The sequence below is a fragment of the Promicromonospora sp. NPDC050249 genome (assembly GCF_040656015.1).
Taxonomy (GTDB): domain Bacteria; phylum Actinomycetota; class Actinomycetes; order Actinomycetales; family Cellulomonadaceae; genus Promicromonospora.
The window spans coordinates 1-22,908 of record NZ_JBFAKY010000023.1; the positions used below are offsets into that span (position 1 = coordinate 1).

A 22,908-nucleotide genomic window follows, 5' to 3' on the forward strand; every position below is an offset into this window, starting at 1 on the left:
CCCACCTGAACGTCACGGTGTCCTGGAACGAGCTGGTCGCCCAGGTCACGAAGACCCGTGACGGGCTGTGCCTGTCGTGCGGACAGGCCACACCCACCCGCGGCAACCGGCCGGGCGCTGGTGCGAAGGTCCCCGGCACCGGCACCGGCACCGGTGCAGGTGCGGGCGCAGGCATCGGCACCAGCCCTGGCGCTGGTGCTGGCACCAGCTCGGCTGCGGATGCCGATGCAGGCGCGCTGGACACACGCCCTGCGGCCGGTAGCCCGACCGGCAGCCCGACCGGCAGTTCGACCGGTAGTTCGACCGGTAGTTCGACCGGTAGTCCGAGTCCGGGTGGAGGTCCGGGTGGAGGTCCGGGTCGCTGGAATACAACTGATCCGACACTATCCACGCTGTTGTCGCCTGGTGGTCCGGTGTTCACCGAGACCGGCGGCCGCGCCCCACGCACCCTGGTGCGCCGGTTGGCGTGTCACAGTGCGATCACCCGGATCGTGTTCGGACCCGACGGAGCAGTCCTCGACGTCGGACGCGCCCAACGCACGGTGTCGGGGCAGATGCGCCGCGCCGTCATCGCCCGAGACCAGCACTGCGTCTACCCCGGATGTGATCAACCGCCGTCACGGTGCGAGGTCCACCACGCCATCACCCACTGGGCCCACGGCGGGGACACCTCAGTGACCAACAGTGCGTTGCTGTGCTGGTACCACCACCAGCTCGTCGACACCAAAGGCATCACCATGCACTGGACCGGCAAGGCCACCACCGACACCACGGCTGACACCCTGCTGGAGACCGGGTGGGCCTTCACCGACGCCTACGGGCACCGCATCCAACTACCCGAACCCATCAATGCCCAACCACCAGCCGGAGCGGCCTGACCCGGCCGACCGGACCCTGCACTACATCGGCAACCCGCCCGATCCGGCTGCGGGGCCCGCCGAAGCCGCCTGACCGGTCAGGCCCATGTGGCCAGCAGGTCTGGCGCCCCCGGTAAGTCCACCAAGAGCCCTTCCCTGAGAGGAGACATCCGCTCAGCGGACCAGGACCTGCCGCGGTCTGCGCCCGCTGAGGCGGCCCGGCGCGGGATCGCTCAGACCGCCTCGCTCCGCTCATTGCCTGACGAGCCGTGTCCGCCCCGCCAGGAGCACGGTCATCATCGCCAGCAAGCCCGTGAGTCCGAGCACCGCCGCGTAGGCGGGCAGCCCCACGATGTCGTGCAGGGCCCACAGGAGCGCCCCGGTCGCGGTGGACGCGACGGCGGCAGCGACGGCGTCGGCCACCTGGAGCGCCGACGAGGCAGAGCCTTGCTCGTGCGGCGCAGCCAGCTCGAGCGTCAGGACCGACAGCGTGGGGTAGACCAGGCCCATCCCGCTGCCGGACAGCACCCAGAACGCCATCCCGACCCCGGCCGGCACGGCGGGGAGCACGAGGACCGCCGCGCCGATCATCCCGAGAGCGAGCAGGCCTCCGCCCAGCCGCACGTAGCCGGCGTGGCTGAGATGCAGCAGGTTGCGGCCGCGCACCCAGGATGCCCCGGACCACCCGAGCGCTCCCACCGTCAGGATGAGGCCGGCGCCGCCAGGGCTCAGGTGCCGCTCGTGCACGAGGAGCAGGGGCAGCAGCACCTCCGCGCCCACGAACGCCGCCGACACCAGAGCCCGCACCGACACGACGGCCGGCAACCCGCGCCCGGCCCGCAGCACGGCCAGGATGAGGCGCAGCGCGTGCAGCGGGGGAGCGCCCGATGGACCGGCGGCGGCCGCATCGCGCCGATCGCCGTTCGTGCTCGTCTCCTCCCGGGTCGTGCCGACCGAAGCCGAATCCTCCGAGGCTGCGCCGTCCGAGACCCCGCCATCCGTGGGATCCGGCAGGTCGCCGCGGGCGGCCGTGAGGCCGGGTCGCATCAGGATCGCCGCCGGCACCGTGAGCGCGGCGGCGCCCAGGAACACCCAGCGCCAGCCCACATGATCCACGAGGAGCCCGGCGAGTCCCGGCCCGACGATCGCGGGCACGACCCATGCCGCGGCGAACGCCGAGAACACGGCGGGGTGCCGTTCTGCGGCGAACACGCGAGCGACCAGGACGTACAGCGCGACGCCGAACAACCCGTTGCCTACGCCCTGCACCGCGCGCCCCGCGACGAGGGCGCCGATGTCGGTCGCCGTCCCCGCGATGACGAGTCCGACCACGAAGAGCGCCACACCGGTCCACATCGCGGGCGACGGGCCGCTGCGGTCGCACCAGCGCCCGGCCGCGAGCATCCCGACCACGCTGGTCGCGAAGGTCACCGCGAACGCGAGCGTGTAGTACCGCAGCCCGTCCAGCTCGACGGCGACCGTCGGCATCGCCGTGGACACGGCGAGGGCCTCGAACGCCCCGAGCGAGCAGAGCGCGACCATCCCCGCGAGGACGAGCCGCTGGGCCGCCCGGCTCAGCGCGCCCGATGGTGCAGGTGGTGCCGGATTCGGCCTGCCTGACGGCGTGGCTGAGGGAGCGCCCGGCGGAGGCGCCGAGGAAGAGCCCGACGGCGACGGAGGAACGGTCGCGGTCACACGAGCACCACCTTGCCGGTGGTGCGACGCTCTTCGAGCTCGCGGTGGGCCCGCGCGGCCTCGGCGAACGGCACGCGGTGCGTCGCGATCCGCCACTGCCCGGACGCCGCCCGGGCCAGCGCGCGCTCCTGGTAAGGACGCTGGTCGGGCATCGGGGGAGCGTCGGGCCCGACGGCGTAGCGCACCTCGATCTGGGAGTCGATCTGGTCGGCCTCCGCCCAGGACGTGTACCGGTTGGGTTCGCCGGACGCCCAGCCGTAGGCCACGAGCCGCGCTGGAGCGGAGGCGGTGGCCACTGTGCCGTCCTCGAGCAGTGCCGTGGCGGCGGTGCCGAGGTCGCCGCCGACGCCGTCGAGCACGAGCGTCGCGGGGGAGCCGCCGAGGGCGGCCCGTGCGGCGTCCGTCCAGCCCGGGACGGAGTAGTCGACGAGGGTGAGCCGGGAACCGAAGTCAGCTCCCGCCAGCAGGTCTTCCAGGACCTTCAGCCGGGGCCCGCTGCTCGCCAGGGCGACGACGCGGGCCCCGGCACCGAGCGCCTCCTGCACGAATAGTGTGCCAAGCCCGCCTGCGGCACCGGTGACGACAACGACGTCGGCTGCGGTCACAGCAGCGATGTCGAGGGTGTAGACGGCCATCCGGCCCGTGCCGATCATGGCTATCGCGTCGGCGGGGTCCAGGGGAGTGCCGTCCGGACCGTCGGGGATCACGTGCAGCTTGTCGGTTCCGACGACGACGCGCCGGGCGTACCCGCCGCCGTCGGGCACACGGCCGAGGTGTGCCGCGACGCGCCGCCCGGTCCACGAGGGGTCGACCCCCGGGCCGACGCCGGAGACGGTGCCCGCGATCTCCCGGCCAGGGACCGTCGGGAGGCTCGGCAGGGGGAGCGGAGGGCCCTCCTCGCCGCGGCGGATGCTCGCGTCGACGAGGTGTACCCCGTGCGCTACCGCGTCGACGAGCACCTCGCCAGGGCCGGGTACGGGGTCGGGGATCTGCTCGAGCGTGAGGACCTCGGGCGGCCCGAAGGAGTGGTGTCTGATGGCGTCCATGCGGTCATCCTCTAACCTGAACCAAAGTTGAGGTCAAACATCGGCGGTGCGAGCGGCCCTGCGGCGTCTGCCGTCCTCGCCGGAGTCTTGGAAGCCTGAGGAGGCCATCTGTGGAAGCGCCCAATCCCGCCGTCCCGTGGGACCGTGACGAGCTCACGGTCGGTGATCTCGCCGCACGGAGCGGTGTGTCGGTGTCAGCATTGCACTTCTATGAGCGTAAAGGGCTGATCGCGAGCCGGCGCACGTCCGGAAACCAGCGCCGATACCGCCGCGAGACGCTGCGGCGCGTGGCGTTCATCAGGGTGTCGCAGCGCGTGGGGATACCGCTTGCGGACATCGGCGCCGCGCTCGGCACGCTCCCCGGCGACCGCACGCCGACCGCGAAGGACTGGCGGCGCATCTCGCAGGCCTGGCACGACGATCTCGACGCGCGGATCGAGCAGCTCTCCCGGCTCCGCGACCATCTCACGGACTGCATAGGCTGCGGTTGCCTCTCGCTGCGTCGCTGCGCGCTGACCAACCCGCACGACGAGCTCGCCGAGGCCGGCCCGGGGCCACGGACGCTCCTGGTGGAAGGGCTGGAGCCGGATGGGGCGTGACGGCGGGGTTGGAGCGCGACTTTGCGGGCGGTCCCGGCGGCGGCTCTGGTAGAAAGCGGCACCGATGCCGTGCCGACCGAGGGGGAGTCGTGGGTACGTATTACGAGTGGGTCGCCGACCTGGACGTGACCGAGCAGGATGCGCCCGAGGTCGGCCGGCGGGTGGTGGAGGCGCTGGTCGCACGCGGGGTGATCCTTCCGGAGCTGTCCCCGGACGCGGCGCTCGGGGGCGACGGCCATCCGGCAGGGCCCGCATGGGCCGACACCGTGGAGGCGTCGGCGTCGGGTGAGTCGCCGTGGGGTGTCCAGGTCCGGGTCGGCCGTGAGGTGCAGGACGGCGGGCAGTTCGACGTCGGCTCGGTCACGTGCCCGCGCTGCTCGGCCACGAGAGAGTTCTTCGGGCCGCCGGAGGAGTTCGGTCCGACCTGCTCGGACGAGGAGGGCCTGAGGCGGTTCTACGATGCGGCTGCGGCCTGGAGCGAGGGGGACGCAGGGAGCGAGGCGGACCTGGAGTGCCGGGCGTGCGGCGTCGCTACGCCGGTCGTCGAGTGGCGGGCCGGTGGCGCGGCGCTCACGTGCCTGGCCTTCATCTTCTGGGGCTGGGACGAGCTTCGTCCCGAGGCGCTGCGCTGGGTCGCCGAGGCGACGGGCGGGCACCGGATCGCGAGCGGGAGCGGCAAGATCTGACGACGCTGTGCCGCTGCGCCCGTTAGGCTCGCGGCCATGGCTTCTGCACTGCCCCGTGTCCTGGTGCTCAACGGTCCCAACCTCGGCCGGCTCGGCGTCCGCGAGCCCGAGATCTACGGGCATGCCTCCATGGCAGACCTCGAGATCGCCGCCGCGAAGTGGGGCGAGGAGCTGGGGTTGGAGGTCGAGGTGCGGCAGACCGACGGCGAGTCGGAGATCGTCGGCTGGCTCCACGAGGCGGTCGACGCCGGCGCCCACGTGGTGCTCAACCCCGCTGCGTTCACGCACTACTCGTACGCGCTGCGCGACGCCGCTGCCCAGGTCACCACCGCGAACCTGCTGCTCGTCGAGGTGCACCTCTCCAACCCGGCGACGCGGGAGTCGTTCCGGCACTACTCGGTGGTGGCCGGGATCGCGACGGGCACCGTCGCGGGGTTCGGTTTCGACTCCTACCGGCTGGCGCTGTCGGCTATCGCGGGGCGGTTGGCGAAGTCAAGTCTCAAAGGTTGAGGGACTCTCCTTAAGTCTCTATCCTTGATGGCTGCTCTGGAAGGGTCTAGGCTTGAGCCGTGATAGTCCTCACCGTCGACCAACGAGGCTCGACCTTCGCCGATGACCGGGTTCCTGAGGTGCTCGCGGAACTCGAGGAACTGACGCGCGGCCGCGACGGGCTCGTGGTCCCGTTCGAGCGCACGGTGGGCGATGAGGTTCAGGGCGTCCTGGCTGTCGGGCGCGCTGGGGCCCAGCTCGCGATCGACCTCGCCCTGCACCTGTTGCGCGACCAGGGGTGGAGCATCGGCATCGGCGTCGGCTCGGTCGAGGGTCCGTTGCCCACGGTCTCCCGTGAGGCGCGCGGCTTCGCGTTCTACCGCGCCCGCGCCGCCGTCGAACGAGCCAAGACCCGGGGCAGGGGCACCTCGATCGCTGTCGAAGGGCCGACGCCCCCCGCGAACGAGCCGGACCTGGCCGCCGAGGTCGAGGCACTGCTCCGGCTTCTTGCCGCGATTCGGGCGCGGAGGACTCCCCAAGGGTGGGAGGTCGCCGATACGCTCACCACGCTCGACGACAAACCGGGGCGGCAGCGGATAGTCGCTCAGTCCTTGCAGGTCAGCGAGCAGGCGGTGAGCCAGCGCGTCCGTGCGGCGCTCTGGCAGGAAGAAGAGGCGGTGCGTCCGGTAGCGGTGCGGCTGCTCGCCGAGCTGAGCAGCTCGGCAAGCGACGCGCCCGACGCCGCAGGCAGACCTGTCAGGACCGATCGTGTGAAGGCCGAGCACGTGAGACCGAGCGAACGAAGAGCTGAGGGGGACGTGGCGCCGTGACCTGGGACATGCTGGAGGCCATCGACGGATGGCAGTGGTTGACGGCAGTGGCGATCTGGGTCGTCACGCTGTTGCTGAGCGTCGTGGTCGGTTCGTGGGTGGTGCCCTGGGTGCTGCGTAAGGCCAGCGGGGGAGACCTGCCCTGGGCGCGCTACGAACCCTATGAGCCGCCCGCCCGGCCGCGTTCCCTCGAGCCGGGTGAGGATGAGTCGCGCGGCACCCTGAAGACGCCGATGGGCGAGCCGGCCGGTGGAGGTGGCGATCCTGGCGACCCGCCGACCGGCACGATGAACCCTGAGGCCGTGGACATCCTGCGCGGCGGAGCGTGGCTCGGCGTGTTGGAGCGCCTCGCGATCACGGGCGCGCTCCTGGCCGGCTACCCCTATGGCATCGCGATAGTGGTCGCGATCAAGGGGCTCGGCCGTTACGCGGAGCTTCGGGACCAGCCGATCGCGTCGGAGCGGTTCGTCGTGGGTACGCTCGCCTCGCTGATCTGGTCGGTGGCGACGGGTCTCCTGGGGCTCGCCGCGATGAGCACGTTCGTGCTCTGAAGACATGCTCCTGTCTCGCTCCTGACGTGCTCCGCCGACTCAAGACTGGCGACTGATGGCTCGTGAGATCTGACGGTCCGTTAGACTTGATCGCTGCTGCTTGACACCTGCTTGATCACCCAGCTCGATCACCCCAGCCGCCGGCCTCCTGTCGGCGCGCCCTGGGTGCAAACCTTCACCGACACAGGAAGACGAACGTGGCTACCTCCAACGACATCAAGAACGGCACCGTGCTCCGGATCGACGGCAACCTCTGGACGGTCATCGAGTTCCAGCATGTCAAGCCGGGCAAGGGTGGAGCGTTCGTCCGAACGAAGATGAAGAACGTGCTGTCCGGCAAGGTCGTCGACAAGACGTTCAACGCGGGCATCAAGGTCGAGACGGCCAACGTCGACCGTCGCGACTTCCAGTACCTGTACATGGACGGCGACGACTTCGTCTTCATGGACAACGACACGTACGACCAGGTGAACGTGCCCGCGGCGACGGTCGGCGACGCCAAGGACTACATGCTCGAGGGCATGAGCGTCATGCTCGCCTCGAACGACGGCACGCCGCTGTACATCGAGCTGCCGACGTCGGTGGTCCTCGAGATCACCTACACCGAGCCGGGCCTGCAGGGCGACCGGTCCACCGGTGGCACCAAGCCGGCGACGCTCGAGACGGGCGCCGAGATCCAGGTCCCGCTGTTCCTCGAGCAGGGCGTCAAGGTGAAGGTCGACACGCGCACCGGTGACTACCTCGGTCGCGTCACGGAGTGACGTGCGGCTGACGGGCAACCGGCGCACGGCAGCCCACCAGCAGGTTTCGTAGCAGAGCTCCAGTAGCGAACTTCAGTAGCAGAAAGAGACCATGGGCGCACGCACCAAGGCGCGCAAGCGCGCCGCCGACATCCTCTTCGAGGCGGAGCAGCGGGGCATCGACCCGCTGAAGCTCCTCGCCGACCGCGTGGCGGTGCCGCACACCGAGGCGGCCGTGCCGCAGTACACGGTCGACATCGTCGAGGGTGTGGTCGCGCACCGCGACCGCATCGACGAGGTGCTCGAGACGTACTCGCAGGGCTGGACGCTCCAGCGCATGCCGGCAGTCGACCGCGCACTGCTGCGGATCGGCTCCTGGGAGGTCCTGTTCAACGACGAGGTGCCCGACGCCGTAGCGGTCGACGAGGCGGTCGACCTCGCCGGCGACCTGTCGACGGACGACTCGCCCGCCTTCGTCAACGGCCTCCTCGGCCGGGTCAAGGACCTGAAGCCGACTCTGCTGGCGTGAGAGCCCGCGCGAGCCGGCAGCACGCGTGAGCACCGGTCCCGGCGCTGAACGGTTCGACGAGCGACGTCTGCTCGTCGCCCTGTTCGGCGCCGGGACCGCTGCGTTCGCGCAGCTCTACGCGCCGCAGTCCGTCCTGCCCGACGCCGCCCGCGAGCTCGCGACGTCGGCCTCCGCGACCGCGCTGCTCGTCTCCGCCGCCACGCTCGGCCTGGCCGTCGGCGTGCTGCCCTGGGCCTGGGTGGCCGACCGTGTCGGCCGGGTGCGGGCGATGACCTTCGCGATGCTCGGCGCGACGGCGGTCGGGCTCGCGATCCCGTTCGCGCCGACGTTCGGCCTGATGGTCGCCGGGCGGGCGGCGGAAGGGCTGCTCGTCGCCGGGGTGCCCGCCGTCGCGATGGCGTATCTGACCGAGACGCTCATCGACGCGGGGGCGGCGTCCGCGGTGCCACGCGCCGCGGGGACCTACGTGGCAGGCACCTCGATGGGCGGTCTCCTGGGGCGGCTCGTGGCGGGCGGCGTCGCCGAGCTCTTCGGCTGGCGCGCGGGCGTGGGTGCCGTTGCGGTCGCCTGCCTGGTCGCGACGCTCGTGTTCATCTGGCTGGCGCCGCGGGACCGGACGCCATCAAAGGACCGGACGCCATCAAAGGACCGGACGCCATCCGAGGACGAGGTGCCGGACGGCGGCCGGGCGGGCCGCCTCAAGGTCCTGCTCAGCCCGCGCCTGCTCGCGCTCGACGCACAGGGTCTGCTGCTCATGGGCGGGTTCGTGGCCGTCTACAACTACCTCGGCTTCCGGCTCGCCGACGAGCCGTTCGGACTGTCGTCCGGCGTGGTGAGCCTCGTGTTCCTCGCGTATCTGGCCGGCACGTGGTCGTCGGCGCGGACCGGCCGGCTGGTGGTGCGGCACGGGCGGCGCCGGGTGCTGATCGTCTCGACGGGGGTGATGGCGGGCGGCGTGGCGGCCACGCTGTCGGCGTGGCTGCCGCTCGTCCTGGTGGGCCTGGTCGTGCTGACCGCCGGGTTCTTCGGGGCGCATGCGGTGGCCAGCGGGTGGACCCCGGTCGCCGCGCCGGGGGCCAGGACCCAGGCGGCAGCGGTCTACAACCTGGCGTACTACGCCGGGTCCAGCGTGTTCGGGTGGCTCGGCGGGGTCGGGTTCGCACTGGCGGGTTGGCCCGGGACCGTCGGGATGGTGCTCGCGCTGGTGGCGGTCGCGATGAGGCTTGCGACGGCGGTGCTCCGGGACTGACGGCGCGGACTGAGGACCGGGCCCAGCGGCCTGCCGACCTCAGCGCTGCAGGTGATCGCCTGCCGCCCGCCACGCCCTCCGGATGTGAGCAACGCCGCTCCGGCGGGCGGCGACCCCGGCTCTCGCCGCATGGGCGGCGGGTTAGGGTGGTGGCTGTCAGACTCCCTTTAATCCCGTCCCGTGAGGCGGAGAAGGAGGTCGCCAGATGAATCCTGGCAGCCGCATGCCCGAATCCAGCGCCGCCCCCGGCAGCACCCAGAACAGCACCCGGAGCACGGACCCCGGCACCGCCGCACGGACGGTGCTCGGCGAGGCCGACATCGCTCGGGCCCTGACTCGCATCGCCCACGAGATCGTGGAGCGGAACAAGGGCGCCGCCGATCTCCTCCTGCTCGGCATCCCGACCCGCGGCGTGCAGCTCGCGCACCGGCTGGCCGAGCGCCTGACGCAGATCGAGCCCTCGTTCAGCGGCGAGTACGGCACCCTCGACGTGACCATGTACCGCGACGACCTGCGCCGTCAGCCCACGCGCGCCGTCGGGCAGACGGTCCTGCCGGGCAGCCTGGACGGCACCATCGACGACAAGGTGGTCGTCCTGGTCGACGACGTCCTCTTCTCCGGCCGCACCATCCGCGCCGCCCTCGACGCCCTGAACGACCTGGGCCGGCCCCGCGTGGTGCAGCTCGCCGCCCTGGTCGACCGCGGCCACCGCGAGCTCCCGATCCGCGCCGACTACGTGGGCAAGAACCTGCCCACGTCGCGCAGCGAGCGGGTGCGGGTGCGCCTGTCCGACGTCGACGGGGGAGCCGACTCCGTCGTGATCAGCGGGGTGACGCCGTGAAGCACCTCCTGACCACCCAGGGCATGTCCAAGGACGACGCGATCCTGCTGCTGGACACCTCGGCGCAGATGGCGGCCACGCAGTCCCGCGAGAACAAGAAGCTGCCGACGCTGCGCGGGCGCACCGTCGTGAACCTGTTCTACGAGGACTCCACGCGCACCCGGATCTCGTTCGAGACGGCGGCCAAGCGCCTGTCCGCCGACGTCATCAACTTCTCGGCCAAGGGTTCCAGCGTGTCCAAGGGCGAGTCCCTGAAGGACACCGCCCTGACCCTGCACGCCATGGGCGCCGACGCCGTGGTGGTGCGCCACTCGGCCTCGGGCGCCGCGCACCAGCTGGCCCATGCGGGCTGGCTCGACGCCGGTGTGCTCAACGCGGGCGACGGCATGCACCAGCACCCGACGCAGGCGCTGCTGGACGCGTTCACGATCCGGCGGCACCTGGTGGGCAACGTCGGCGAGGACGGTCGCGGCGCCGACACCTCGGTCGGCGCCGACCTGGCCGGCCTGCGCATCGCGATAGTCGGCGACGTGCTGCACTCCCGCGTGGCCCGCTCGAACGTGTACCTCCTGCACACCCTCGGCGCCGAGGTGACGCTGGTCGCGCCGCCCACGCTCGTCCCGGTGGGCGTGGAGACGTGGCCCTGCCGCGTCTCGTACCACCTGGACGAGACGCTCGAGCAGTGGCAGCCCGATGCGGTCATGATGCTGCGGGTGCAGCGCGAGCGGATGTCGGGCGGCTCGGGTTCGTTCTTCCCGAGCCCCATGGAGTACAGCCGCAAGTTCGGGTTCGACGCCCGCCGCCTCGCGGTGCTGCCCGACCATTCGATAGTGATGCACCCCGGTCCGATGAACCGCGGCCTGGAGATCTCCGCGGCCGCCGCCGACCACCCCCGCTCCGTGATCGTGGAGCAGGTGGCCAACGGTGTCGCCGTCCGGATGGCTGCCCTGTACCTGCTGCTGTCCGGCGACACCAGCACCGACGAGAGGAACACTCTGTGAGCGCCCCTTCAACCACGACCTACGTGCTGCGTGGAGTGCTTCCCTACGGCACGGACGCGGTCGACGTCGTCCTGGCGGACGGAGTGATCGCCGCGATCGGGGCTCCCGGCACGGTCGAGGTACCCGAGGGTGCCCGTGAGGTCCGTGCGGAGGGGCACGTGCTCCTGCCCGGGCTCGTCGATCTGCACACCCACCTGCGCGAGCCGGGCCGGGAGGACGCCGAGACGGTGTTCTCCGGTACCCGGGCCGCCGCCGCCGGCGGCTTCACCGCGGTGCACGCCATGGCGAACACGACGCCGACGCAGGACACCGCGGGCGTCGTCGAGCAGGTGTACCGGCTGGGGCAGGAGGCCGGCTGGGTCGACGTGCACCCCGTCGGCGCGGTGACCGTAGGCCTGAGTGGCGAGAAGCTCGCCGAGCTGGGCGCCATGGCCGACTCCGCCGCCCGCGTCCGCGTCTTCTCGGACGACGGCAAGTGCGTGCACGACCCGGTCCTGATGCGCCGCGCGCTGGAGTACGTCAAGGCGTTCGACGGAGTCGTGGCCCAGCACGCGCAGGAGCCGCGCCTCACCGAGGGCGCGCAGATGAACGAGGGCATCGTGTCCGCGCAGATCGGCCTGACGGGCTGGCCCGCCGTCGCCGAGGAGTCGATCATCGCGCGCGACGTGCTGCTCGCCGAGCACGTCGGCTCGCGGCTGCACGTGTGCCACCTGTCGACGGCCGGGTCGGTGGAGATCATCCGCTGGGCCAAGGGGCGCGGCATCAACGTCACCGCCGAGGTGACGCCGCACCACCTCGTGCTGACCGACGAGCTCGCCCGCGACTACGACCCGGTGTTCAAGGTCAACCCGCCGCTGCGTACCGCCAAGGACGTCGAGGCCGTCCGCGAGGGCCTGGCCGACGGCACCATCGACATCGTCGCCACCGACCACGCCCCGCACCCGGTCGAGGACAAGGACTGCGAGTGGGCGTCGGCCGCGTTCGGCATGACGGGCCTGGAGACGGCGCTGTCCGTCGTGCAGCAGACCATGGTCGATACCGGCCGCATGACCTGGGCCGACGTCGCCCGCGTGCTCTCGGAGAACCCCGCCCGGATCGGCCGGATCGACGGTGAGCACGGACGGGGCCAGGGCCGCCCGGTCGCGGTCGGCGAGCCCGCCAACCTGACCCTCGTCGATCCGTCCGCGACCCGGACGATCGACGGCCGCACCCAGGTCACCGCCAGCGACAACACGCCGTTCACGGGCATGGAGCTGCCGGGCCGCGTCGTCGCGACGTTCCTGCGTGGCCGCGCGACGGTGCTCGACGGCGCGGTCGTCGAGAGCAAGCCCTTCGAAGGAGCCGTCCGATGAAGATCCTGGCCATCACCCTGCTGGTCCTCCTGGCGGTCTTCCTGGTGCTGTACGTGACGCTCATCGGCCGACGCCGGCTCGCGCAGCGCACCACCACGCTCGTGCCCCGGCCGCCCGCGGTCCCGGGCGTGGACCAGACCGGCGCGGACCAGACGGGCCCCGTACGGTTCGGCCCGCTGGAGGCGGTCTACGTCTCCACGACGCTGCACGGCGACTGGCTCGCCCGCGTCGGCGCGCACGGGCTCGGCGACCGGTCCAACGCGCTCGTGTCCGTGCACGACGGCGGTGTCCTGGTCGAGCGCGAGGGCGCCGACGACCTCTGGGTGCCCGTGCACACCATCCGCAGCACGAGCCTCGCCCCTGGCATGGCCGGCAAGTACGTCGGCGCCGACGGGCTCGTCGTCCTGACCTGGGCGGTCCCGGAGGCCGACGACGTCGCCGCCGCCCTCGTCGACACGGGTCTGCGCACCCGGCGCGCCGAGGACCGCGGTGCGCTCGTCGACGCCGTCCGGCACCTGCTGGCCGCCCGGCAGCACACCCAGCAAGACGTTCAGCAGTACCCGTACCAGCAAGACCCGTACCAGCAAGACCCGTACCAGCAAGACCCGCACCAGCAGGAGGCCCGGTGACCATCCCGATGACACCCGCAGCACAGACCGCCGCGGAGTCCGCAGCGCTCGTCCTCGAGGACGGCACGACCTACCGCGGCCGCGCGTACGGCGCCACCGGCACCACGTTCGGCGAGATCGTCTTCTCCACCGGCATGACCGGCTACCAGGAGACGCTGACGGACCCGTCCTACCACCGACAGATCGTCGTCATGACCGCGCCGCACATCGGCAACACCGGCGTGAACGACGAGGACCCCGAGTCCGGCCAGATCTGGGTCTCCGGCTACGTGGTCCGCGACCCCGCGCGGCGTGTGTCGAGCTGGCGCGCGCAGCACTCGCTCGGCGAGGAGCTCGCCGAGCAGGGCATCGTCGGCATCTCCGACGTCGACACCCGCGCGCTGACCCGCCGGCTGCGCGAGCAGGGCGTGATGCGCGCAGGCATCTTCTCGGGCGAGGACCTGGTCCGCGACGGGTACCCGCGCTCCGTCGAGGAGCTCGTGGCCCAGGTGCAGGCCTCCCCGCAGATGGCGGGCGCCGACCTGGCCCGCGAGGTCTCCACCAAGGAGTCCTACACCGTGGAGCCGCAGGGCGAGTGGCTGGAGAACAACCCGGGCAAGGCCCCCGTCGCGACGGTGGTCGCCGTCGACCTCGGCATCAAGACCATGACGCCGGTCCGCCTCGCCGAGCGCGGCGTCCGCGTCGTCGTCGTGCCGCAGGCCTCCACCGTCGCCGACATCGAGGGCGTGTTCGCCGCGCTGCCCGACGACGCCCCGCGCGGCGTCTTCTTCTCGAACGGCCCCGGGGACCCGGGCGCTGCCGGCCACGAGGTCGAGCTGCTGCGCGAGGTCCTTGACCGCAGGATCCCGTTCTTCGGCATCTGCTTCGGCAACCAGCTCCTGGGCCGTGCGCTCGGGTACGGCACCTACAAGCTGGACTACGGGCACCGCGGCATCAACCAGCCGGTGCTCGACCGCACGACCGCCAAGGTGGAGGTCACCGCGCACAACCACGGCTTCGCGGTCGACGCCCCGCTGGACGAGCAGGGCTCGACGGCGCCGCACGACGGCGGCCGCTACGGCCGCGTCGTCGTCTCCCACGTGGGGCTCAACGACCAGGTGGTCGAAGGGCTGACCTGCCTCGACCTGCCCGCCTTCTCCGTGCAGTACCACCCGGAGGCGGCCGCGGGCCCGCACGACGCCGCCTACCTGTTCGACCGGTTCGTCGGCCTGCTGACGAACCCGGCGGCCTGGCCGCCCGCACTCAAGTCCCCGCAGTCAGCAGCCCAGATCAACACCGCATCTCAGATCAACACCGAGGAGAACCACTGATGCCTCGCCGTTCCGACATCTCCTCGGTCCTCGTCATCGGGTCCGGCCCGATCGTCATCGGCCAGGCCTGCGAGTTCGACTACTCCGGCACCCAGGCGTGCCGCGTGCTGCGCGAGGAGGGCCTGCGGGTCATCCTCGTGAACTCGAACCCGGCCACGATCATGACCGACCCCGAGTTCGCGGACGCCACCTACGTGGAGCCCATCACGACCGAGGTCCTCACCACGATCATCGCCAAGGAGCGCCCCGACGCGCTGCTGCCCACCCTGGGTGGCCAGACGGCGCTCAACGCCGCCATCGCGCTGGATGAGGCAGGGGTGCTCGAGAAGTACGGCGTCGAGCTCATCGGCGCCAACATCCCCGCCATCCAGAAGGGCGAGGACCGCCAGCAGTTCAAGGACGTCGTCGCCAAGTGCGGCGGCGAGTCCGCGCGCTCCGAGATCGTGCACTCCATCGACGAGGCCCTCAAGGCCGCCGAGATCCTCGGCTACCCGATGGTCGTGCGCCCCTCGTTCACCATGGGCGGCCTGGGTTCCGGCCTGGCCTACGACGAGGCGGACCTGCACCGCATCGTCGGGCAGGGCCTGCACTACTCGCCCACCACGGAGGTGCTCCTGGAGGAGTCCATCCTGGGGTGGAAGGAGTACGAGCTGGAGCTCATGCGCGACCGCAACGACAACGTGGTGGTCGTCTGCTCCATCGAGAACGTCGACCCGGTGGGCGTGCACACCGGCGACTCCGTCACCGTGGCCCCCGCGATGACGCTGACGGACCGCGAGTACCAGAAGCTGCGCGACATCGGCATCGCCGTGATCCGCGAGGTCGGCGTCGACACCGGCGGCTGCAACATCCAGTTCGCGATCGACCCGGAGGACGGGCGGATCATCGTCATCGAGATGAACCCGCGCGTCTCCCGCTCCTCCGCGCTGGCCTCCAAGGCGACCGGCTTCCCCATCGCGAAGATCGCGGCCAAGCTCGCCGTCGGCTACACGCTGGACGAGATCCCGAACGACATCACCAAGGTGACCCCCGCGAGCTTCGAGCCCACGCTCGACTACGTCGTGGTCAAGGTGCCGCGGTTCGCGTTCGAGAAGTTCCCCGCGGCCGACGACACGCTGACCACCACCATGAAGTCGGTGGGCGAGGCCATGGCGCTCGGCCGGAACTTCACCGAGGCGCTCGGCAAGGCCCTGCGGTCCATCGACAAGGGCGGCGTCCAGTTCCACTGGGACGGCGACGCCCCGTCGGGCGAGGAGCTGGCCACGCTGCTCAAGGAGATCGAGCGGCCCACCGAGGGTCGCATGGTCGCCGTCCAGCAGGCGCTGCGGGCGGTCGCCACCGGCGGGACGACGCTCGAGCAGGTGTTCGACGCCACCAAGATCGACCCCTGGTTCCTCGACCAGATCCAGCTCGTCAACGAGGTGGCCGCCGAGGTCGCTGCGTCGCCCACCGTCACGGAGGACGTGCTGCGGCACGCCAAGCGGCACGGGCTGTCCGACGCCCAGATCGCGCGGCTGCGCGGCATGGGCTCATCGGGCGAGGTGACGGTCCGCGAGATCCGGCACGCGCTCGGCGTCCGCCCGGTCTACAAGACCGTGGACACCTGCGCCGCCGAGTTCGCGGCGAAGACCCCGTACCACTACTCGAGCTACGACTCCGAGACCGAGGTGGCGCCGCGTGAGCGCGAGGCGGTGATCATCCTCGGTTCCGGGCCCAACCGCATCGGGCAGGGCATCGAGTTCGACTACTCGTGCGTGCACGCCACCCTGGCGCTGAAGGACAAGTACGAGACCGTCATGGTCAACTGCAACCCCGAGACCGTCTCGACGGACTACGACACGGCGGACCGCCTGTACTTCGAGCCGCTGACCTTCGAGGACGTCCTCGAGGTCTACCAGGCCGAGCTCGCCGCCGGGCCGGTCAAGGGCATCATCGTGCAGCTCGGCGGGCAGACGCCGCTGAGCCTCGCGCGGCGCCTGGCCGAGGCCGGCCTGCCGATCCTCGGCACCAGCCCCGAGGCGATCGACGCCGCGGAGGACCGCGGCCTCTTCGGGCAGGTCCTGCTCGACGCCGGTCTGCCCGCCCCGGCCTTCGGCACCGCGCGGTCGCTCCCGCAGGCCCGCGAGATCGCCGACCGCATCGGCTACCCCGTGCTCGTGCGCCCGTCGTACGTGCTCGGCGGCCGCGGCATGGAGATCGTCTACAGCGAGGACCAGCTCACCGGGTACGTGGAGCGTGCGCTGGAGGCGGCCGCCGTCTCCCACGCCGACTCCGGCGCGCACGGCACGCTCGCCGCGCCGCTGCTGATCGACCGGTTCCTCGACGACGCGATGGAGATCGACGTCGACGCGCTGTTCGACGGCGAGGAGATGTTCCTCGGCGGCGTCATGGAGCACATCGAGGAGGCGGGCATCCACTCGGGTGACTCGGCCTGCGTGCTCCCTCCGGTGTCGCTGAGCGAGACCGAGATCGCGCGCATCCGCCGCTCCACCGAGGCCATCGCCCGGGGTGTCGGGGTGCGGGGCCTGCTCAACGTCCAGTACGCGCTCGTGAGCGACGTCCTGTACGTCCTGGAGGCCAACCCGCGTGCGTCGCGCACCGTGCCGTTCGTCTCCAAGGCGACGGGCACGCCGCTGGCCAAGGCGGCCGCGCGGGTCATGGTCGGGGACTCGATCGCCGACCTGCGGGCCGAGGGCCTGCTCCCGGAGCACGACGGCGCCACGCTCGACCTGGGCGCCCCGCTCGCGGTCAAGGAGGCGGTGCTGCCGTTCAAGCGGTTCCGTACCCGCGAGGGCCTGGTCGTCGACTCGGTGCTCGGCCCGGAGATGCGCTCCACGGGCGAGGTCATGGGCTTCGACAAGGACTTCCCGCACGCGTTCGCGAAGTCGCAGGCCGCGGCGTTCGGCGGGCTGCCGACGTCGGGCACGGTGTTCGTCTCCGTGGCCGACAGCGACAAGCGGCACGTGGTCTTCCCCGTGAAGCGCCTCGTGGAGCTCGGCTTCAAGGTCCTGGCGACCGAGGGCACCGCCACGGTGCTGCGCCGCAACGGCATCGAGGCGACGGTGGTGCGCAAGCACACCGAGGGCCGCGGGCCGGACGGCGAGCTCACGGTCGTGGGGCTCATCACCGAGGGGCAGATCGACCTCGTGGTGAACTCGCCGTCGGGCCAGGGCGCCCGCGCGGACGGCTACGAGATCCGCGCTGCCACGACGGCTGCCGACAAGCCGATCGCGACGACCGTGGACCAGCTCGCGGCGGCGGTGCAGGGCATCGAGGCGGTGCTCGCGGGTCCGTTCGAGGTGGCAAGCCTCCAGGAGCACCAGGCCGCCACCGTGGCCCGCCTGGCGGCGGCCAAGCTGGCGGTCACAGCTCCGGCGGGAGTGAGCGCGTGAGCGACGTCGTGCCCTTCGGCGCCCGGCTCGCCGCGGCGATGGACGAGCACGGTCCGCTGTGTGTCGGCATCGACCCGCACGCGTCGCTCCTCCAGGCCTGGGGCCTGCGGGACGACGTCGACGGGCTGCGCGAGTTCTCGCTGCGGGTGGTGGACGCGCTCGGGGGCAGGGTCGCGGCGTTCAAGCCGCAGGCGGCCTTCTTCGAGCGGCACGGCTCGCGGGGCCTGGCGGTGCTGGAGGAGGTCATCGCGGCGGCTCGCACCGCGGGCTCCGGGGGTTCCGGCAGCGCCGGGACGCTGACGATCGTGGATGCCAAGCGCGGCGACATCGGCTCGACGATGGGCGCCTACGCGGACGCGTTCCTCGCGGACGGTTCGCCCCTGGCGGGGGACGCCCTCACGGTGTCGCCGTACCTCGGGTTCGGCTCGCTCGCGCCGGCCGTCGAGCTGGCCGCGGCCACCGGTCGCGGGCTGTTCGTGCTGTGCCTCACCTCCAACAAGGAGGGCTTCGAGGTGCAGCACGCCCGCACCGAGATCTCAGCGCAGGCGGGTCCGGACGGCGTCCTGGACGGCGTCCCGGGCGGCACGGTCGCGGCCCTCATGGCCGCACGCGCCGCGGTGCTCAACGCGGGTGCGGAGCCCATGGGTTCCGTCGGCCTCGTGGTGGGCGCGACGATCGGTGACGCCGTCGCCGCTACGGGCACCGACCTCGTCGCCGTCAACGGACCCCTCCTGGCGCCCGGCGTGGGTGCGCAGGGGGCGGGGGAGCGCGAGCTCGCCACGACGTTCGGTGACGCCCGGCGGAACGTGCTGGCGTCGTCGTCCAGGGGGGTGCTCGCCGCAGGACCGGACCCGGACGCACTGGTGAGAGCGGCACGAACGGCCGCGCAGGAGGCGAAGACAGCACTGCGGAGCTGAAACTCGTCCGCAGGACAAAGCGCCCTCGATCGCTATGGAACGAGGGCGCTTTGTCATGGAATGCACCAAATGCGTAAAAGCTCAAGTGCATGAGTTTTCACGAAGTGGCGTTCTGCGATTGCCGACCGGTGGGGCGGTGGCTACTTTCGATGCAGCAGTTCACACCAGACCGGTCGCGGACCAGGTCACGGACTTGGGCATCCGGCCCGAGCGAGGACCGGACGTCCTAGCCCAGGAGGCCGGTCGAGACACGAGTAGGTGACTTGCGTGGCACTACCTCCCCTCACCCCCGAGCAGCGTGCGGCAGCACTCGAGAAGGCCGCCGAGGCGCGTCGCGCTCGGGCAGTGATCAAGAACAAGCTCAAGTACTCGCAGGGCTCCCTCAAGGAGGTCATCGAGCAGGGCCAGAAGGACGACGTCGTCGGCAAGCTCAAGGTCGTCTCGTTGCTCGAGTCACTGCCCGGGGTCGGTAAGGTTAAGGCCAGGGCGATCATGGAAGAGATCGGGATCGCCGAGACCCGCCGCGTCCGAGGCCTCGGACCGCACCAGTCGGCGGCGCTCATCGAGAGGTTTGGCTGAGATCAGTACGACACAACCCGCACGGCTGACCGTGCTCGCAGGACCCACCGCGGTGGGTAAGGGCACGGTCTCCGCCGATGTGCGGGACCGCTATCCCCAGGTCTGGCTCTCCGTGTCGGCGACCACCAGGTCGCCGCGCCCGGGCGAGGTGGACGGAGTGCACTACCTGTTCGTGTCACCGGAGGAGTTCGACCGTATGGTCGCCGCCGGTGAGATGCTCGAGTGGGCAGTGGTGCACGGTCACAACCGTTACGGGACGCCACGGCGGCCGGTGGAGCAGAAGCTCGCCGCCGGGGTGCCCGTCCTCCTGGAGATCGACCTCCAGGGTGCACGCCAGGTGCGTGAAGCGGTGACGGCCTCGGGTCTTGAAGCCCGATTCGTCTTCCTCGCCCCGCCGAGCTTCGACGAGCTGGTCCGCCGGCTCGTCGGACGCGGTACCGAGGACTCCGAGGAGCGCGAGCGCCGGCTCGCCACCGCGCGGGTCGAGCTCGCCGCGGAGGAGGAGTTCGACGTCACGATCGTGAACGACGACGTCCACCGCGCCACGGACGCGCTCGTCTCCGTGATGGGTGTGGGTTCCACCACACCTGTCGCGGGCTAGCAGGCTCGCGCAGGCAAGAGCGGGCCGGACCACGTCCGGCCTGCCGCGTCCGAGTGATCGAGCAGGTAGACTCGTGCCTCGGACTTTCCCCCGTACCTCAGACTTCTGGAGCTTCACCATGGCCGGAACCGTCGCCGCCCCCGAGGGCATCACCGACCCGCCGATCGACGAGCTGCTCGAGCGTATCGACTCGAAGTACGGCCTCGTGCTGTACGCCTCCATGCGCGCGCGTCAGATCAACGCTTACTACTCGCAGCTCAACGAGGGCCTCCTGGAGAACGTGGGCCCGCTCGTCGAGACCCGCAACCAGGAGAAGCCGCTCTCCATCGCGATGCGCGAGATCACCCAGGGCCTCCTCACGATCGAAGAGGTCGACCCGGCGGAGGTTCAGGCGCAGGCCGACGCCGCCGCGGCAGCCAAGGCCGAGCAGCCGCTGCCCGACTTCCCGGCCTGACCGGACTCGTTGTCATGAGGATCCTCCTCGGCGTGACCGGGGGGATCGCCGCGTACAAGGCGGTCCTCCTGCTGCGCTTGCTGCGCGAGCAGGGGCACGCCGTGCGGGTGATCCCCACCCACGCCGCGCTCGAGTTCGTGGGCGCGCCGACCTTCGAGGCGCTGTCGGGCGAGCCCGTCAGCACCGAGGTGTTCGACGACGTGCCCGGCGTGCAGCACGTGGCGCTGGGCAAGGGCGCCGATCTCGTGATCGTCGCCCCGGCGACCGCCGACTTCATGGCGCGCGCGGTCGCCGGCCTCGCCGACGACCTGCTGACCACCACGCTGCTGGCGGCCCGCTGCCCGGTGGTGTTCGCACCGGCGATGCACACCGAGATGTGGGACCACCCCGCGACGCGGTCGAACGTGGCGACGCTGCGTGAGCGCGGCGTGCACGTGATCGAGCCGGCGTCGGGCCGGCTGACCGGCACCGACACGGGTCCCGGCCGCCTGCCGGAGCCGGAGGACATCGCACGCGAGGCCCTGGCGCTGCTCAAGACCCCGCAATCGCTGGTCGAGCCTGTCGAGACCCAGGACCTCACGGGCCGCCGCGTGGTCGTCTCCGCCGGCGGCACACGCGAGCCGATCGACCCCGTCCGGTTCATCGGCAACCGGTCCAGCGGTCGGCAGGGCGTCGCGCTGGCGCAGGCGGCCGCCGCGCGCGGCGCGGACGTGACGCTGGTCGCGGCGAACCTCGCCCAGGACGTGACCGACCAGGTCGAGTCCGTGCGCGGTGCGGCGGGCGGGCTCGCCTGCTCCGTCGTGCGGGTCGAGTCGACCGCCGAGCTGCGCTCCGCTGTGCGGGCCGCCGGCGCGACCGCCGATGTCGTGGTGATGGCAGCGGCCGTGGCCGACTTCCGGCCCGCCGTCACGCCGGACGCCAAGATCAAGAAGGTGCCGGGCCAGGGGCCCGCACCGATCGAGCTCCTCGAGAACCCGGACATCCTGGCCGAGCTGGCGCACGAGCGCCTGCGCCCCGGCCAGGTGGTGGTGGGCTTCGCCGCCGAGACCGGCGACGCGTCCGGCAGCGTGCTGGACCACGGCCGCACCAAGGCGCGGCGCAAGGGCGCCGATCTGATAGCGGTCAACGCCGTCGGCTCCGGGCGGGGGTTCGGCACCGAGAGCAACGAGGTCACGCTGCTCGACGGCACCGGAGAGGTGGTCGGTGCGACGTCGGGGACGAAGCGTGAGGTGGCCGACGCCGTCTGGGACGCCGTCGTCAAGCTGCTGCCCTGACCTGCTGCCGTGCTGATCGAGCCTCGGTCGTGATCCCCGTCTCACCTTTCAGGATCGACTGTTCGCTGTGCGAGACAGTAGGCTGGGACTCATGAGCGAGCTGCGTCTGTTCACGTCCGAGTCCGTGACCGAGGGTCATCCGGACAAGGTGTGCGATCAGATCAGTGATGCGATCCTCGACGCGCTCCTGGAGCAGGACCCGACGTCGCGCGTCGCGGTGGAGACCATGGTCACCACCGGCCTGGTGCACGTCGCCGGCGAGGTGACCACCGAGGCCTACGTCGAGATCCCGCAGATCGTGCGGGACGTCGTGCGCGGGATCGGCTACACATCCTCCACCATCGGCTTCGATGCCGACTCGTGCGGTGTCTCGGTGTCGATCGGCCAGCAGTCGCCGGACATCGCGCAGGGCGTCGACAAGGCGCTGGAGATGCGGGACGACACGAGCGACCTCGACCCCCTGGACGCCCAGGGCGCCGGGGACCAGGGGCTCATGTTCGGCTACGCGTCCGACGAGACACCGTCCCTGATGCCCGTGGCCGGCTGGCTGGCCCACCGGCTCTCGGAGCGGCTGGCCGCGGTCCGCAAGTCCGGCGAGGTGCTGGGCCTGCGCCCGGACGGCAAGACGCAGGTCACCGTCGGGTACGACGGCGACAGCCCCGTCGCCGTCGACACGGTCGTGCTCTCCACGCAGCACGACGCCGACGTCCTGCAGGAGAAGCTGCACGCCGAGGTCGCCGAGCACGTGATAGCTCCCGTGCTGGAGTCCGCCGGGCTCGAGTGGTCGGGCGCCAAGAAGTTCGTGAACCCGACCGGCAAGTTCGTCATCGGCGGTCCGCAGGGCGACGCCGGGCTGACGGGCCGCAAGATCATCGTCGACACCTACGGCGGCATGGCGCGGCACGGCGGCGGCGCGTTCTCGGGCAAGGACCCCTCCAAGGTGGACCGGTCCGCCGCGTACGCCATGCGCTGGGTCGCCAAGAACGTGGTCGCTGCCGGGCTCGCGCGGCGCTGTGAGGCGCAGGTCGCCTACGCGATCGGCAAGGCGCACCCCGTCGGCCTCTACGTCGAGACGTTCGGCACGGAGACGGTGCCCGTCGAGCGCATCACCGCCGCCATCCGCGAGGTGTTCGACCTGCGCCCTGCCGCCATCGTGCGCGACCTCGACCTGCTGCGGCCCATCTACCGCGCGACGTCGACGTACGGGCACTTCGGGCGCGACCTGCCCGACTTCACGTGGGAGCGCACGAACCGCGTCGAGGACCTCCTGAGCCTGTTCTGAGCCCG

23 protein-coding genes are annotated in these 22,908 nt (G+C 71.5%); 21 read left to right on the top strand and 2 right to left on the bottom strand.

Going from position 1 to position 22,908, the window contains the following annotated elements; all coding sequences use genetic code 11:
- Positions 1-878, top strand: an 878-nt coding sequence (locus AB0I32_RS18465; RefSeq protein WP_357508580.1) for a DUF222 domain-containing protein, incomplete at its 5' end; no start/stop codon positions are given.
- 231 nt (positions 879-1,109) lie between these two features.
- Here AB0I32_RS18465 and AB0I32_RS18470 read toward each other — a convergent pair.
- Positions 1,110-2,552, bottom strand: coding sequence for an MFS transporter (locus tag AB0I32_RS18470; protein WP_357508581.1), 1,443 nt, complete (start codon positions 2,550-2,552; stop codon positions 1,110-1,112).
- Positions 2,549-3,598 carry a zinc-binding dehydrogenase gene (locus AB0I32_RS18475; RefSeq protein WP_357508583.1) on the bottom strand — a complete coding sequence of 350 codons (1,050 nt, stop codon included), beginning with the start codon at positions 3,596-3,598 and terminating at the stop codon, positions 2,549-2,551. Before AB0I32_RS18475 ends, AB0I32_RS18470 begins: the two co-directional genes overlap by 4 nt.
- 110 nt (positions 3,599-3,708) lie before the next feature.
- On the opposite strand from AB0I32_RS18475, the gene soxR reads away from it, so the two are divergent.
- From soxR to metK, 20 genes are all read left to right on the top strand, one after another.
- Positions 3,709-4,197 (top strand): redox-sensitive transcriptional activator SoxR, encoded by a 489-nt coding sequence (soxR, locus tag AB0I32_RS18480; RefSeq protein WP_116675109.1) that lies wholly within the window; start codon positions 3,709-3,711, stop codon positions 4,195-4,197.
- A gap of 89 nt (positions 4,198-4,286) precedes the next feature.
- Positions 4,287-4,883 carry a hypothetical protein gene (locus AB0I32_RS18485; protein WP_357508586.1) on the top strand — a complete coding sequence of 199 codons (597 nt, stop codon included), beginning with the start codon at positions 4,287-4,289 and terminating at the stop codon, positions 4,881-4,883.
- Between the two features lie 36 nt (positions 4,884-4,919).
- On the top strand, positions 4,920-5,393 hold the full coding sequence (locus tag AB0I32_RS18490) for a type II 3-dehydroquinate dehydratase (RefSeq protein WP_357508588.1): 474 nt from the start codon (positions 4,920-4,922) through the stop codon (positions 5,391-5,393).
- A gap of 59 nt (positions 5,394-5,452) precedes the next feature.
- The gene (locus AB0I32_RS18495) at positions 5,453-6,202 is read left to right on the top strand and encodes a SatD family protein (protein ID WP_357508590.1); all 750 of its coding nucleotides are present in this window, start codon (positions 5,453-5,455) and stop codon (positions 6,200-6,202) included.
- Positions 6,199-6,753 carry a hypothetical protein gene (locus AB0I32_RS18500; protein WP_357508592.1) on the top strand — a complete coding sequence of 185 codons (555 nt, stop codon included), beginning with the start codon at positions 6,199-6,201 and terminating at the stop codon, positions 6,751-6,753. Before AB0I32_RS18495 ends, AB0I32_RS18500 begins: the two co-directional genes overlap by 4 nt.
- 197 nt (positions 6,754-6,950) lie before the next feature.
- On the top strand, positions 6,951-7,514 hold the full coding sequence (gene efp, locus AB0I32_RS18505) for an elongation factor P (RefSeq protein ID WP_116675118.1): 564 nt from the start codon (positions 6,951-6,953) through the stop codon (positions 7,512-7,514).
- A 91-nt stretch (positions 7,515-7,605) separates the two neighbouring features.
- Complete coding sequence (gene nusB, locus AB0I32_RS18510; protein WP_357508595.1) at positions 7,606-8,022, top strand: transcription antitermination factor NusB; 417 nt, start codon at positions 7,606-7,608, stop codon at positions 8,020-8,022.
- A 25-nt stretch (positions 8,023-8,047) separates the two neighbouring features.
- Complete coding sequence (locus AB0I32_RS18515) at positions 8,048-9,271, top strand: MFS transporter (protein ID WP_357508597.1); 1,224 nt, start codon at positions 8,048-8,050, stop codon at positions 9,269-9,271.
- 223 nt (positions 9,272-9,494) lie between these two features.
- On the top strand, positions 9,495-10,112 hold the full coding sequence (gene pyrR / locus AB0I32_RS18520; protein ID WP_357508764.1) for a bifunctional pyr operon transcriptional regulator/uracil phosphoribosyltransferase PyrR: 618 nt from the start codon (positions 9,495-9,497) through the stop codon (positions 10,110-10,112).
- Entirely contained in the window at positions 10,109-11,113 is a 1,005-nt protein-coding gene (locus AB0I32_RS18525; RefSeq protein ID WP_357508599.1) for an aspartate carbamoyltransferase catalytic subunit, read from the top strand. Before pyrR ends, AB0I32_RS18525 begins: the two co-directional genes overlap by 4 nt.
- The gene (locus AB0I32_RS18530) at positions 11,110-12,465 is read left to right on the top strand and encodes a dihydroorotase (protein WP_357508601.1); all 1,356 of its coding nucleotides are present in this window, start codon (positions 11,110-11,112) and stop codon (positions 12,463-12,465) included. The genes AB0I32_RS18525 and AB0I32_RS18530 overlap by 4 nt, the downstream gene beginning before the upstream one ends.
- The gene (locus AB0I32_RS18535) at positions 12,462-13,094 is read left to right on the top strand and encodes a hypothetical protein (protein ID WP_357508603.1); all 633 of its coding nucleotides are present in this window, start codon (positions 12,462-12,464) and stop codon (positions 13,092-13,094) included. The genes AB0I32_RS18530 and AB0I32_RS18535 overlap by 4 nt, the downstream gene beginning before the upstream one ends.
- 8 nt (positions 13,095-13,102) lie before the next feature.
- The gene (gene carA / locus AB0I32_RS18540) at positions 13,103-14,404 is read left to right on the top strand and encodes a glutamine-hydrolyzing carbamoyl-phosphate synthase small subunit (protein WP_357508766.1); all 1,302 of its coding nucleotides are present in this window, start codon (positions 13,103-13,105) and stop codon (positions 14,402-14,404) included.
- Positions 14,404-17,796 (top strand): carbamoyl-phosphate synthase large subunit, encoded by a 3,393-nt coding sequence (gene carB, locus AB0I32_RS18545; protein ID WP_357508605.1) that lies wholly within the window; start codon positions 14,404-14,406, stop codon positions 17,794-17,796. Before carA ends, carB begins: the two co-directional genes overlap by 1 nt.
- A complete protein-coding gene (gene pyrF, locus AB0I32_RS18550; protein WP_357508607.1) occupies positions 17,793-18,713 on the top strand; it encodes an orotidine-5'-phosphate decarboxylase in 921 nt (306 codons plus the stop codon). The genes carB and pyrF overlap by 4 nt, the downstream gene beginning before the upstream one ends.
- A gap of 267 nt (positions 18,714-18,980) precedes the next feature.
- The gene (mihF, locus tag AB0I32_RS18555; RefSeq protein ID WP_116675126.1) at positions 18,981-19,292 is read left to right on the top strand and encodes an integration host factor, actinobacterial type; all 312 of its coding nucleotides are present in this window, start codon (positions 18,981-18,983) and stop codon (positions 19,290-19,292) included.
- A gap of 31 nt (positions 19,293-19,323) precedes the next feature.
- Complete coding sequence (gene gmk, locus AB0I32_RS18560; RefSeq protein ID WP_357508609.1) at positions 19,324-19,893, top strand: guanylate kinase; 570 nt, start codon at positions 19,324-19,326, stop codon at positions 19,891-19,893.
- 118 nt (positions 19,894-20,011) lie between these two features.
- On the top strand, positions 20,012-20,347 hold the full coding sequence (rpoZ, locus tag AB0I32_RS18565) for a DNA-directed RNA polymerase subunit omega (RefSeq protein WP_357508611.1): 336 nt from the start codon (positions 20,012-20,014) through the stop codon (positions 20,345-20,347).
- A 14-nt stretch (positions 20,348-20,361) separates the two neighbouring features.
- Positions 20,362-21,621, top strand: a complete 1,260-nt coding sequence (gene coaBC, locus AB0I32_RS18570) for a bifunctional phosphopantothenoylcysteine decarboxylase/phosphopantothenate--cysteine ligase CoaBC (RefSeq protein ID WP_357508613.1) — start codon at positions 20,362-20,364, stop codon at positions 21,619-21,621.
- Between the two features lie 91 nt (positions 21,622-21,712).
- The gene (gene metK / locus AB0I32_RS18575; protein WP_357508615.1) at positions 21,713-22,903 is read left to right on the top strand and encodes a methionine adenosyltransferase; all 1,191 of its coding nucleotides are present in this window, start codon (positions 21,713-21,715) and stop codon (positions 22,901-22,903) included.
- Positions 22,904-22,908 lie beyond the last annotated feature (5 nt).